This window comes from Thermogemmatispora sp., assembly GCF_019683635.1.
In the GTDB taxonomy this organism is placed as follows: Bacteria; Chloroflexota; Ktedonobacteria; order Ktedonobacterales; family Ktedonobacteraceae; genus Thermogemmatispora.
On record NZ_JADGIA010000150.1, the window covers coordinates 1 to 13,012 of the forward strand.

Annotated in this window: 9 protein-coding genes and 1 pseudogene; 7 read left to right on the top strand and 3 right to left on the bottom strand. The window is 60.3% G+C overall.

The features are described from left to right. From IRZ31_RS15310 to dcd, 5 genes are all read left to right on the top strand, one after another. Nucleotides 1–932: caspase family protein (locus IRZ31_RS15310; protein ID WP_297155153.1), on the top strand; the 932-nt coding region annotated here is incomplete at its 5' end. 4 nt (nucleotides 933–936) lie between these two features. After that, nucleotides 937–1,515 (top strand): NTPase, encoded by a 579-nt coding sequence (locus IRZ31_RS15315; RefSeq protein ID WP_297155155.1) that lies wholly within the window; start codon nucleotides 937–939, stop codon nucleotides 1,513–1,515. A gap of 106 nt (nucleotides 1,516–1,621) precedes the next feature. Beyond that, the gene (locus IRZ31_RS15320) at nucleotides 1,622–4,390 is read left to right on the top strand and encodes a CHAT domain-containing protein (protein ID WP_297155156.1); all 2,769 of its coding nucleotides are present in this window, start codon (nucleotides 1,622–1,624) and stop codon (nucleotides 4,388–4,390) included. Nucleotides 4,391–4,536: 146 nt separating this feature from the next. After that, complete coding sequence (locus IRZ31_RS15325; RefSeq protein WP_297155158.1) at nucleotides 4,537–4,815, top strand: hypothetical protein; 279 nt, start codon at nucleotides 4,537–4,539, stop codon at nucleotides 4,813–4,815. Beyond that, nucleotides 4,799–5,323, top strand: a complete 525-nt coding sequence (gene dcd, locus IRZ31_RS15330) for a dCTP deaminase (protein ID WP_297155161.1) — start codon at nucleotides 4,799–4,801, stop codon at nucleotides 5,321–5,323. Before IRZ31_RS15325 ends, dcd begins: the two co-directional genes overlap by 17 nt. Before the next feature lie 56 nt (nucleotides 5,324–5,379). Here dcd and IRZ31_RS15335 read toward each other — a convergent pair whose 3' ends face one another. Further along, complete coding sequence (locus IRZ31_RS15335) at nucleotides 5,380–9,012, bottom strand: helix-turn-helix domain-containing protein (protein WP_297155163.1); 3,633 nt, start codon at nucleotides 9,010–9,012, stop codon at nucleotides 5,380–5,382. A 472-nt stretch (nucleotides 9,013–9,484) separates the two neighbouring features. On the opposite strand from IRZ31_RS15335, the gene IRZ31_RS15340 reads away from it, so the two are divergent. Then, the gene (locus IRZ31_RS15340; protein ID WP_297155165.1) at nucleotides 9,485–10,135 is read left to right on the top strand and encodes a hypothetical protein; all 651 of its coding nucleotides are present in this window, start codon (nucleotides 9,485–9,487) and stop codon (nucleotides 10,133–10,135) included. A gap of 121 nt (nucleotides 10,136–10,256) precedes the next feature. Here the strand turns inward: IRZ31_RS15340 and IRZ31_RS15345 are convergent, their stop codons facing one another. Continuing rightward, entirely contained in the window at nucleotides 10,257–11,282 is a 1,026-nt protein-coding gene (locus tag IRZ31_RS15345; RefSeq protein ID WP_297155167.1) for an alpha/beta hydrolase-fold protein, read from the bottom strand. A 234-nt stretch (nucleotides 11,283–11,516) separates the two neighbouring features. Between IRZ31_RS15345 and IRZ31_RS15350 the strand changes: the two genes are divergently transcribed. After that, nucleotides 11,517–12,665: a trypsin-like peptidase domain-containing protein gene (locus tag IRZ31_RS15350; RefSeq protein ID WP_297155169.1), complete on the top strand. Its 1,149-nt coding sequence runs from the start codon at nucleotides 11,517–11,519 to the stop codon at nucleotides 12,663–12,665. Nucleotides 12,666–12,780: 115 nt separating this feature from the next. Here IRZ31_RS15350 and IRZ31_RS15355 read toward each other — a convergent pair. Continuing rightward, a pseudogene (locus IRZ31_RS15355) lies at nucleotides 12,781–13,012 on the bottom strand (hypothetical protein); the annotation flags it as partial.

Consider the following 13,012-nt stretch of genomic DNA (forward strand, 5'->3'; position numbering starts at 1 on the left):
AATTAATACAATTTATTTACAAGATGTATTATTCTATCGCGGCAGCAATAGGAACTGGCAGCGATCGGAGTAGCAAGCGCAGCCTCATGAAACTACACGCCGTTCTCGTTGGCATTAACCGGTATCAGGATGCCCGCATCAGTGCACTGCAGTATGCAGCTAGCGATGCCGAGCGTTTCTACGGTCAGCTTGCCGGCAGTCTGGCAGCAGAGGATCTCAGTTTACGGCTCCTGATTGACGAGCAAGCCACGCGCAAGGCCATTGTTACCGTCATTGGCGAGTATCTACCGCGACAGGCGAGGCGCGAAGATGTGGTCCTGCTCTACTTCGCCGGTCATGGTTCCCCGGAGACCAGCGAAGCCCCAGACCGCTTTTCGCGCTATTTGATCGCTCACGATACCGAGTATGACGCGATCTTCGCGACAGGTCTGGACCTGGAACACGACCTGATTCGGCTGCTAGAGCGGCTTCCAGCACGGCTAGTAGTGGTCATCCTCGATACCTGCTTCAGCGGGCGGGCTGGGGGGCGCACCTTTGAGGGGCCGCTCCTGCACAGTCGCCGCACAGAGGTGCGCGGCCCGGCAGCGTTCGTACCCGGGCTGCAGGATCTCCCCCTTGGAGAAGGGCGGATTATTCTGGCTGCCTGCGACGACGATGAGGTTGCTGGAGAAGACGGGAGGCTACGCCAGGGTATCTTCACCTATTTCCTGTTACAGGCCCTGAGCGGTCCAGAAGCCTCCGGTTCCGGCCCCGACGAGCCAGAGGAGCGCACGATCAGCTTGAGCACTCTCTACGATCGTGTAGCGATGGCAGTTGTCGCTTTCACCCGAGGTCGCCAGCACCCGGTCCTGAATGGGCGCCTGAGCCTGGCCCGCCTGCCGCTCTTGAGACCACCAGAGCGCTGGTCTGGTAAGGAGAAGAGGAAGGAATAACGAGATGGGAGAGGTCTACCTGCTCACGGGAGAGCCAGGAAGTGGTAAGACGACCGCTATCAAGAAGGTGGTTGCGGCGCTTGGGCCCGAGCGCTGCGGCGGCTTCTATACCGAGGAGGTGCGTGTCTCTGGCCAGCGCACCGGTTTTGAAATCGTCACCCTCGACGGGCAGCGCGGCCTGCTCGCCAGCACGAGCTATAGTGGTCCGCTCCGTGTGGGCCGCTACGGCGTCGATCTGACGGCCCTGGAGTCGCTGGGCCTGGCAGCCATCCAGAATGCTCTCCAGACACGTCCCGTAGTCATCATCGATGAGATCGGGCCTATGGAACTGCTCTCGCCGGCCTTTCGTGAAGCCGTCAGCGCCGTTCTGGAGAGTCCCCGGACACTCGTCGGCACTATCGTTCTGCGGCCTTATCCCTGGGCCGATGAGCTGAAGCGACGACCCGCTACCCACCTCTTGGAACTCACCCCTACCAATCGCGATCAGCTGACTGAGCAGCTGGTCACCTCTCTGCAGCAAAAACTGAGCGAGCAAGGTATGCTAATGAGAGGGGAGGAGAAAGAGCAACAGAAAAAGACCTGATCTGTTGCGAGGTGTGTTCGAAAGGAGATCGCTGTGACTGGCGCCCTGGTCGCCAGTCGGGCAGAGTGAGGTCCAGCACTATCGCTCCGCTGGGGAGGGATATCGGATGATGGAGACGATCCATAAGGCCCGCAGCTATCGACCGGCCAGTAGCCCTATCGAAGCCTGGGAACGGGCGGGGGAGCGCTTGCGTATCTTGCTGGTGGTCAGTTCGCCAATCGATGAGCCAGTGCGGATCAACGCCGAATTGGAGATTCAGGAGATCTACCGCCAGCTTCTGTGGTCGCGCGTGCCAGCGGCTCTCATCCGCTTGCATCCACCGACCTGGCGCTTCTTGCAGGCCACACTACACGCCCGCCCTTTTGACATCGTCCACATTATTGGCCACGCCCGCAGCAGCAAGCTGCAGCTTGAGCAGGAAGACGGGAGCAGCGATTGGGTAGCCGCCGCTGAGTTAGCGGCTCTCTTTCAGGATACACGGGTGGGGCTGGTGGTGCTTAATAGCTGCAACAGCGAGCTCCTGGGCGATGAGCTGGTCAGGGAGGGTGTGCCAGCAGTGATGGCAACAACCCGCCAGTTGCATAGTGAGACAGCTACCGTGCTGGCCAGCTCGCTCTATGCAGCGCTGGCCCGTGGCACCAGCCTGAAAGAGGCTTTGGAGTTCATACGGAGAACCCTGCAGCGGGAGCCGCGCCTGCTATCGGCTCAGGATCAGGTAGTGACCTTGCTCGGCCCCGGCGCCGAGGAGCCATTACGCCCGGCCCTGCCTGTGGGCGATCCTGAGTATTTCCCCTGTGAGCCACCCCACAACCTGCCCGCTGCGCGAGCGCGCAGCTTCTGCGATCGCGTCCACGAACTGCAACGTCTGGCCGAGCTTCTGAGTAGTGGCCCCTCCCCCTTCATCGGCCTGATCGGCCTGGCCGGCAGCGGTAAGTCAACCCTGGCGATTGAACTGGCCCATCGCTCTAGCTGGCGCTTCACACGCGGCATTGCCTATGCCTCGCTGCGCCGGATGCGTCCGTTCGATTTCGTCGGATTGCTGGCCCATCTTGATTGGGGCTTAGAGGAAGCCAGCGGCAGCCGCCAGCGCGGCCTCGCTCTTTACGAGATGGGACGCGGTCCACTCCTGCTCGTCCTGGATGATCTGGAAGAGGCGACGCCGGCGGAGGTCGAGGACCTCTGCGACCTGCTGAGCGCCTGGGACACTTCTCTGGGAGGCCGGGCGCTCCTGCTCATGCGCCATCGTCGCCCCGAATTCGATCAACTGCTGCAGAGCAACTGGCTCACCGTGGGCCAGCTCCCCGCGCAGGCGGCCTACGAGTTCGTCGAAGAGCGCCTGGGCGGCAAGGAGATCGCTCGCGTGCAGCTGGGCCGCCGCTTGCAAGAGCTGCCACGCCTCTGCTACTACCACCCCAAGCTCATGACCCTGGCTACCTCGGCCCTCCAGCTGGGCATTCCCTGGCAGGAGCTGGCCACTCAGCTCCGACAGCTCTCCGGTAAACCTCTCCAGCAAATGGAGCAACTCTTGCATTTAACGATCGCCCGCGTGACCAGAGAGTCGCCGCTGGCTAGCCAGTTCCTCGAATGCTGGCCGGTCTTCTCTGAAGCCTCCTCTGAATCCGCCTGGCGCTTTATCCAGGCCGGTAGGCTCCCCCAACCAGGTGAGAGCCTTTGGCAACAGCAAAATGAGGCTCTGGAAGCGATCCAGCGCGCCGCTATCCTGGAACGGGCAGAAGGCCCCGGCGGCCTGCAGTGTCGCATGCATCCCCTGGTCAGCGATTACCTGCGTCTTCATTGCTGGCAGGCCCTGTCTCAAGAAAAACGCGCCGAATACCAGCGCCGCCATCTCCTCTTTTATATAGAAGCATATCAATCAAAAGAAGGAGTAGAGGCTGAGGTGCTGTTTGACTGGGACAACATTGCCCTGGCGGTTGAGAGGGCACGCACCCTGGGTCTGTGGCAGGATCTGCTTACCCTGGCAGAAGAACTGGTAGGAGAGAGAGGAGCACCACTGCTGAAGCGCCACCAGCTGAAACAGGCGCTGCAGATCCTGGAGGTAGCATTAGAGGCCGCACAGCAGCTCAAGCAGCCTCTGCAGGAAGCGCGCTTCCTGCTCCAGCGCGGTATCTGTCGCTATCGCCTGGCGGAGTACCAGCCGGCTTACCAGGATGTGGCAGCCAGTCTGCGGCTGGCCCGGCAATCATCCGAGGCAGCGCTGATCAGTGCGGCAGAGTTGGAACTTGGCCGCGTCTGCTATCGGCTGACGCGCTATGACGAGGCAGCAGAGCGCTTTGAGGCCGTGCGTGCGCAGGCGACGGCCAGAAGAGATCTATGGCAGGAAGCAGCCGCGTTGCATGAGCTAGGGCGGCTGGCCTACCGCCGGCACCAGTTCGAGCGTGCTGTGCAGTTGCTCGCCGAAGCTCGACGACTGCGCGAACAGCTGGGCGATCAGGAGGGTCTGGCTCGCACCTTGCACGAGCAGGGGCGCCTCCAGCACGAGCTGGCTCTGCGCAGCCAGGAACCAGCCAAACTGGATGAAGCCGAATCCCTCTATCTACTCAGTCTGACCCTGCGCCAGCAGATGGGCGATCGGGTAGGCGAACAGGCTACGCTCCATCAGTTGGGTCTGCTGGCCTTCCATCGCGGTAACCTGTCGCAAGCCAACGCCTACTACGCAGAGTCGATGCAACTCGCCCGCGAGCTGAACGACCGCTTCTGGATCGTCCACAATCAGTTTCGCTCGGCCCGCCTCCTCTGGTACCAGGGCCAGCGGCAGGAAGCCCTTTCTCAGGCTCAGGAGGCGCTGTCACTCTGCCACTTGCTGGGCATTGGCCTGGAGAGGGAGATCGAAGAATGGCTTCGTGCACCCGCATAACCGTGGACAGCGCACTTGTCGAACAAACTACAGTTCAGGTACCATAAAGAGAGAGCTGTCCATGTTACTCAGCCAACCTGCTGCGGTCGCCAGGCAGGAACAGGAGAGCAGGTAGTCTCTGCCAGTCACGACAGGAGTCGTTTCTTATGCAAGATGAGCAACTACAGCGCAAGCAAATGAAGGCTGCGAATTACGCCCAGCAGCCGGAGCGTTTCACCTTGCTAGAGATCAAGTTGCAGATGCGCTCGACACATGGCGAGCGCCTGATCAGCTATGCAGAAGGAGACTGGCACTGCACCTGCGACTTTTATCGCGAGCGCGGGACCTGTAGCCATATTATGGCAGCAGAGCGGCTCCTTGGTCCCCTGGCTCCCCTGCCGACCAACTCCATGCCGCGGGAAGAGCACCATGATCCTGAGCGATAGAGATCTCAAAGCCCTGCTGGTCGCCGGTCTGCTGGTGGTCGAGCCGTGGGAGGAGCGGCAGCTTGGGCCAACCAGCATTGATCTGCGCCTCGGCGCGCGTCTCGTCAAGTATCGCGGACAGCGTCTTGAGCTGGGCAAGGCCCCACCCGCCAGTGAAGAGATTACGATCGATCCTCATCACGGCTACGAGCTGCGTCCGGGCGAGTTCATCCTGGGCTGCACCCTGGAGCGGGTTCGCATTCCCAACGGTTACCAAGGCTTCATCGAAACCAAAGGGGACATTGCGCGGGCTGGACTGCAGGTACACAATGGCGATGGCCATGTTGATCCGGGTAGCGACCATGTGCTGACTCTCGAAATCACCAACCTCAATAGTATCCCAGTCGTCCTCTATCCCGGCCTCTTCATCTGCCAGCTCTTCATTCATCAGTTGAGCAGTCCCTGCCTGCGCGAATACCGCGGAAAATACTTCGGGCAACAAGGGCCAACCGTTTATCAGCCGGCTTAGCAGGCAGTGGATGCGGACCATCTCGCCTGACCCACGCGCTGTCAGCTCCAGTCTTCCTACTCTGCCCGCCTCGGTTGAAGCACTGGATTCTCCACAGCGCCCAGGGAGCGCAGTATAGAGCGCTGCGAGAGCGAGAGGCCGGTCGCTGCGTAGATGTTCATGCCCTCATAAGGTCGGTCGCTGCGCAACACGCGGAGGCACTGAGCACGCTCCACATCCCAGACCTCAATCGTCCCTGTGTGGCTACCACTCACCAGGAGCACGGGCTGCACACCGCGACTGAAAGCGATCTCGCGGATGCGATAATCAAAGTGATTGACGATTTTCAGCAGCTCGCCGGTCTCTAGGTCCCACAGGCAGACGAGTTGATCATCTCCAGCGCTGGCCAGCAGGCGGCTGTCGGGACTGATGGAGAGCGTCCAGATCCGCTCTCGATGCCCCTTCAGAATCGCCCGCGGCAGACCTTGCTCCAGGTGGGTCAGATCCCAGAGATGCACCAGCTGATCAGCGCCTGCCGTGGCCAACCAGCGACCGTCAGGACTGATGGCCAGCGTATAGATCGCCCCAGCATGGCCAGAGAGCTTTCGCAAGCAGCGGTAATCGCGGGTATCCCAGAGGCAGATGGTCTGATCTTCAGCGCCACTCACCAGGAGCCGGCCATCGGGACTATAGGCAACGGCGTAGACACGCCCCCGATGTTCGCGAAGGATATGCAAGCACTGACCGGTTGCCACCTCCCAAATACGCAATGTACGATCGGCTCCGCCACTGGCCAGGAGCGAGCCATCGGGAGAAAAAGCCACCATGTAGACACGAGCCGCATGGCCCTTGAGAATGCGGAAGCTCTGACCCGTCTCCACCTGCCAGAGGCGCACCGTGCCATCTTCGCTGCTACTGGCGAGGAGGCGCCCTTGTCCATCGAAGGTCACTGTCCACACACTGGCTGTATGACCCTCCATCGCGCGTAAGCAGCGTAGCTCGCCCAGGTCCCAGAGCCGCACCTGGCCATCATTGCCGCTACTGGCAAATAGCTGACCATCGGGGCTGGTCGCCACCGTGCGCACCTGGCTGCTATAGCCCTGCAACATGCGGATACAGCGCCCGCGCTCAAGGTCCCAGAAACGCACCGTCTGATCGTCGCTTCCACTGACCAATAAGCGATCACCAGCACTGACGGCCAGCGAATAGACACGCCGGCTGTGCCCTTCCAGCGTCTTGATACAAGAGAGGTCGCGTACGTTCCAGAGGCGCAAGAGGCGATCGCCACCAGCACTGGCGAGGAAGCGACTATCACTGCTGAAAGAGAGCGCATAGACCTGCTCACGGTGCGCATCCCAGGAAGCCAGCAGCGCCAGGGAAGTCAAGTCCCAGAGCATGATGCGCTCCTCGCAGCCGCAGGCGAGCAAGCGACCATCGAAACTGAGAGCCAGCGACCAGATGCTGTCGTTGGCGCCGGGGAGACGGGCACGGCAGGAGCCGTTCCCAACATCCCAGAGGCGCAGGATTCCATCTTCGCCGCCGCTGATCAGCGTCTTGCCATCAGGCGTGAGGGCCACGGCATAGACTCTGCCGCTCTGATCCGGGTCAGTCAGCTCGCGCTGGCACTCAGCGAGACCGGAGGCCATATCAAGGCACCAGAGACGCAGAGTATCGCCGCTACCACTGGCGAGCAGGCGACCATCGGCGCTAACGGCCAGCGAATAGATGCGTTCTTGATGGCCTCGCAAGGTCTGCAGGCACTGGCCAGTCTCCACATCCCAAAGACGAATTGTCCCATCCTCACTACCGCTGATCACCATACGCCCATCAGGGCTGAAAAGGACCGAGCGCACCCAATCGGCATGGCCCTGGCAGGTTACCAGCGGCGCATAGTCGCGGACGCGGAAGATACGTACCTCACAGGTAGTTGTACCGAGCGCTACGAGCGAGCCATCATGGTTAAGGGCCACCGATAGAATGCTCCCGAAGATCTCGGTGAAGGCCGAGCCAGTCAGATCGGCCCAGGCGAAATTGACGTTCGGTAAGGCTTTACCCCGCAAATTAGCCTGCCAGACCGCCAGACCTGAGAAATCCCAGCCACGGAGATCACACTGCAAGTGGAGGAGCAAATTGAGAATATTGCCAGCCGCATAGCCCGGCCTACCGCGTTCCAGCCGGGCCAGCAATGAGCGCAGCAGTTGCTCGCAGCCGTTTCCTCCCCTGGCCGTGCGCAAGATATGAGCCAGTGGACCAAGGATCGAGCGGACCTGGTCTTCGCGAATGTAGTCCCGGGCCTGAGCCTTGAGCAGGGCATGACTTTGCAGCAACGAGAGAGGTTGCTCCTGGAGAATCTCAGCGGCCACTTGCTGCACTAGACGATCCGTCACATATTCACAGATCACTGGCTGCAGGGTATAGCCCGCGGCCCCGCGCACCTCGACGAGCGAGCGATGGCGTAGCGACTTCAGTACTTCAAGCAGCGCTCCCTTGGGAGTGCGTGTCAGGCGATCTTCCAGCAACTCAGAGAGCGTCACCACCTCGCGCCCAATCGCTAACCAGTACAAGACATCCCGTTCATCAGGGGTTAAGCGCTCGAACTGCTTATCAAGCAAATCTTTAATGCCCTGAAGGACCAGCACCTCCTGATCGAGGAAGCGAGCAATCTGGCGATCAAAGACCTCGCGGATGGTAGGCGAGACCAGTTTCAGAGCCAGGGGATTGCCAGCATAGCGGCGAATGAACTCGGCCCAGTGCTCATCATCGCCCTCTAACCCCTCACCAGCCAGCAACAAACGCCCAGCCTCGGGCGAGACGCCTGCCAGGGTCATGGTGCGCACCGGGGCATATTTCCCCTCCTGGAGAGGAATACCATCGGGCTTCTCGCGGCTGGTCAGCAGCACGCAGCTTTGCAGGGCATGGCTTCCCAAGAGATAGAGTAGCTCCTCATAGCCCTTGTAATCCCCCTTATAATGGCCCGCCAGAGCACCACTCTGCAGCAACGAGTCGAAATCATCAAGAACCAACAGAAACCGCTCTCGCTCCAGCCGCTGAATCAGCAGCTTCAAACGATCCTCCTCGCTCTCGGGAAGGGGGGTCGGCTGGTGCTTCTCCTCACCATTGAGGAAGCGCAGGCAGCGATCGAGCAGACGCCCACGGGACAAGGGGGTGTGGAGCGATAGCCAGAGCAAGCCTTGAAAATCGGAGGAGCTGCGCAGACGCTGAACCAGAGCCGCCGCCAGGGCGGTCTTACCCACTCCTCCTATGCCTACAATGGCAATCAGGCGGCAACGGTCCTGCGTCACCCAACGCCAGAGCAGCTCTTGTTCCTCATCGCGGCCATAGAGACGAGAGACGTAGGGCGCTTCCTCTAGATCACAGCGCGGACGGGCAGCCGAGGGGTCCAGGACCACCGAAGTAGCAGGCAGCGCCAGAGAGGAGGGCGTGGTACGCCGGCGCCCGCGCGGCAGTTGCTCCAATTGCCCGCCCAGTAATACCTCAACCAGTTCGCCGCGGCGTAGCTGCAGCGCACGCTCGTACTCTTGCACAATCTGGAGCGAGGGCAGGGTCACATTGTTTTCAATCGCAGAGAGATAGCTCTTCGAATAGCCTACCGCGCGAGCCACCTCGCTCAGGCTCTTGCCCATCTGCTGGCGCAGGTGACGCATACGGGACCCAATAGCGGTCGCAGGAGCATGTCTGTTTTCAGCCATTACAGTCTCCTCGCTGCCCACCAGAGCGGGTTACGTTGATCGTTCCACTGGGTAGTATAGAACAGAAGTGCACGCCTGTAAAGAGGAGCGCCGTTCTCTTTCTGCTCAATTGTACATTACTGAACAATCTTTCACAGATTTATCTTCTCAACCCTCTTGAAAAACACGAGTGAACACTCTATACTGTTCTATAGAGAACAACAAAGTGTTCACTATCTTCTCGGGATCTGCTATAGAACTGGCGAGCGATAAGCTCAACTTCTCCAGCTATCCCGCCACAGGCCGGCCTGAGCAGAGCTGGTTGTTCTCCATCCGAATTCATCGCTTGCTGATCATCTCTATGACCGACCAACGGCACAGATTAACATGACCTGACCAGGTGAGACACCGTCAAGTTCGCCGGCTCCAGTACTGGACAGAGTATGACATGTTATAGGTTTGCTTCTTTGTGTGTTCGTCAAGGAGGAGTCTTGTGAACTCACGAACTTCGCTCGGAGTTTCTGTTTACGACAGCGACTCTGAAGATGAAGCCTTGCTACACGCCTGTGACGCTCGGGTTGTGACTCAGGTACGTCACTACTTCTCGCGCATCCGTTCGAGCAAGTGGGAAGACCTGGAAGCCCTCTATCAGGATGAATGTCAGGAGGTGCGCTTCGCCCTCTGGAAGGTGAGTCGGAAAGGGCCACTGCACAAACCGGCCTTGCTGATCCGCGTCATTGTCCAGAATCGCGCGCGCGATGCCTGTCGACGACTTCGTCGTCGTCCCCGGCTTCTCCCTCTGGAGCCAGAGCAGCCCGAGGTTCTTGCCCTCAGCGAGCAGCGTGCTGCCACTAACGAAGGGGAGCGTGATCCAGCCTACGAGTGCGAGTTGCAGGATTTTCCTGAAGAGCGCCTTGCGCTTTATATCCAGGCCATTCGAAGCCTATCAGCCCGCGAACAGACGGCTGTGCTCTGGCGCATCCGTGAGTGCGGTCTCGAACTACGGCCCGTGATCGCGGCGCTGCGCAAGGCGGGCCTAGACCCCGAGCAGGTGCCGCCTCCGCAGAGTCAGGCCGAGCTGAAGCGCTATCGCTCCGCCTTGAGTGCTGCCCGGCGACACCTGCGCAGGCCGCTCGGCGCTTAAGCCACCGGCCTACCCGCCTGCGCTAGCAAGTACAGCGTACAGCGCCAGATTGGGATTTGCCTGGCCTTGCGTCAAAGCTGGCCCCTGTAGCGAAGGGAGCACTTTCCTTATCTGGCGCTGATTATGGGGAGAGCCGTTCGGCCAGGTATTTCAGGCTGAGCGGATAGCGATATTCGATCCCGCCATGTCGTCCGTCGAACAGCTCAAAGAAGACATCAGTGACCCCAATTTCAGCGAGGGCGCGGCGGAAAGCCTCCGCTCCCAGGTCGAGATAGTACTCATCGCGCTTGCCAGCATCGATATAGATGGCTCGCAGCGAGCGCAGGGCCTCGGCGTGCAAAGGAACCATCCGCACCGGGTCCCAGGCCAGCCATCGCTCCCAGACATCGGGGATCAACTGACCGGTGGCGATATCGAACGGCAGATGTACTGTACCGTCCATATCCGCCGAGTAGCAAGCGGCCATACACCAGATGTTGAGCAGGTCAGCATCGCTCTCTTTGGAGAAGGCCGGACGGCTGCGAAAGTCCTGCCAGAAGCGTTCGTACGAACCGCCGTAGTGATCGCGCAAGGCTCGCGCTACCTTGGCAAAGTCGCGCTGATAACAGACCTCAAAGAGAGCATCGCCGGCGTGGGTCGCCAGACCTCCCCACAGATCCGGTCGTAACATGGGGGTGACCATAGCGCCGTAGCCGCCGCTGGACTTGCCAGCGATTCCCCGATGCTCGCGCGCCGCCAGGGTGCGATAGTGAGCATCGACCCAGGGAACGATTTCATCGCAGAGATAGGTGTGGTAGTGTCCGACAGCGGGGGAATCCAGGAACTGGCTTCCTCCCAGGGAGGTCCAGCAGTCGACCCAGACGAGGATGCACGGCGGAGCTTCCCCTTTGGCAAACAGCTCGTCGGCCAGTTCCGGGAAGTTGCGTCGGAAGGCCGAGCGATTGCGCCACATGTCGAGCTGGCCCGTCAGCCCCTGAATCACATAGATGCTGGGATAGCGTCGCTCTGGCTGCTCGTCATAGCCGGGCGGCAGATAGATCCAGAGCGGGCGCTGATAGGGATCACCTAGAGGATTGTCCTTGAGCACCTGGCTCTCAAAGGTCACTTCGTCAAAGCGCCCTTTGAAGTCGTGCGACCAGGGATACACGCTTTGCGCCTCCTTTTTTTCTTCTTCTCTTCTTATCATGGTGCTTCGGGTCCTAGTCTAGCACGCTTTCCTCATGGGCGTCCATGTCTCTTCTGCTGACAGGCCAGGTACCCTGCGCGCTGCCCTGGCCGACAGCGGCAAGCGTGACCCTTTACGAAGAGCAGGATTCGGCTTTAGAATAGAAGCAGCTCGCCTATCATTCGATACAATCTACTCTAAGAGGAACAAATGAACATGATCGACGGCTTAGCGGCGCTCCTCCAGTGGGCCACTGTGCGCATCGACGCCGACTATCATCCCTGGGGTACAGGCTTCTTTGTGGGGCCGGGCCTGATTCTGACCTGCGCCCATGTTATCCAATCTGCTCACAAGGAAAAGTCCAGCCTCCAGATTTACTGGCAGGAGAGGTATTACGAGGCGGCCATCACCACAGTGTCTGCTGATGACTCGCCCCCAGATCGGGATCTGGCCCTGTTAAAGGTCCCTCTTGAGAATCACCCCTGTGTCCTGCTCTGCGGGGAGGCGCAGCCCTACAGCCGTCTGTACACCTATGGTTACCCAGGCTCAGTGCCTGGAGGCACCTCTTTCATTTTCGACGCCGCCGGGCCAGCCGGCGAACGGAACCAGTGGATCACCTTTCAACGTGGCCCGGTCGATCCCGGCATGAGCGGGTCCCCGCTGCTCGACGAGGCAAGTGGTTGTGTCTGCGGGATGATTCAGTACTCGCTGGGCCTCAACAGCGAGCGTGGTGGCCAGGGCCTGCAGGCGCGCGTCATCCTTGAGCAACTTCCCGACCTTGTCAATCAGCAGCTGGTCGCACACCAGCAAAACCGCCGCTGGCTGGAACTTCTCTCACTCGCGCAACGTCAGCGCCTCGGGCAGTGCTGTCCCCAATATCAGTCGCTGCTCCAGCAGAACCCCAAAGCCCTCAAGGTCTTTCTGTCCTACTCCGGCAGCCAGCGGGACCGCAAGCTGAGAGAGGGACTTGAGAAGCAACTGGCTTCCTTTAGACGCCAGCAACTGATTGAAAGCTACCACAGCGAGCAGCTAAGCGCGGGGCATGAACGGAGCGAGAGCCAGCGCTTGCTAGAGCAGGCGGACATCATTCTCTTGCTCATCAGCCCTGATTACATGAACTCCGATCAATGCTACAACGAAGAAATGCAGCGGGCTATGCAGCGCCACGAGGCAGGCACGGCGCGCATCATCCCAATCAAGTTGCGGCCAACTGCGGACCTGGCCAGCTCTCCCTTCGGCAAACTGCAGGCCCTGCCGCGCTCCGGGCAATCTATCACGGAAAGCAGGGACCGCGACGCAGCCATGAAGGAGATCGCCGATGAGCTGTATCGGGTCATCCAGGAGCTGAAAGGCAACCAGACCTGAGCTGAGCGTGAGCGAGCACAAGCCTATCTCCTCGGCCCAGCTCAGGGGAGTGGAAGACACGTTTCCAGGAATAGTCTCCTCTTGCTTTCCCATTCACCCCTCCCCAGCGCACCGGCTAGGGGCGGACGCTAGGGACCTTGAGCAAGCCTCTGCGCTGCTGAAGGCGATAGGGCGCATAGTAACCAGCCAGGGCAGAGGGCAGACGCCCGACCAGGAGTGTCCCCTCGGCGCGGTGCTCTTCCAGCTCAACACGCCCGCGACGATGGAAGAGTTCCACCAGGTCGCCGCGCGCGTAAGGCACAAGCACCTGCAAAGGCACCATCTGCTCAGCCACCACCTGGGCCAGC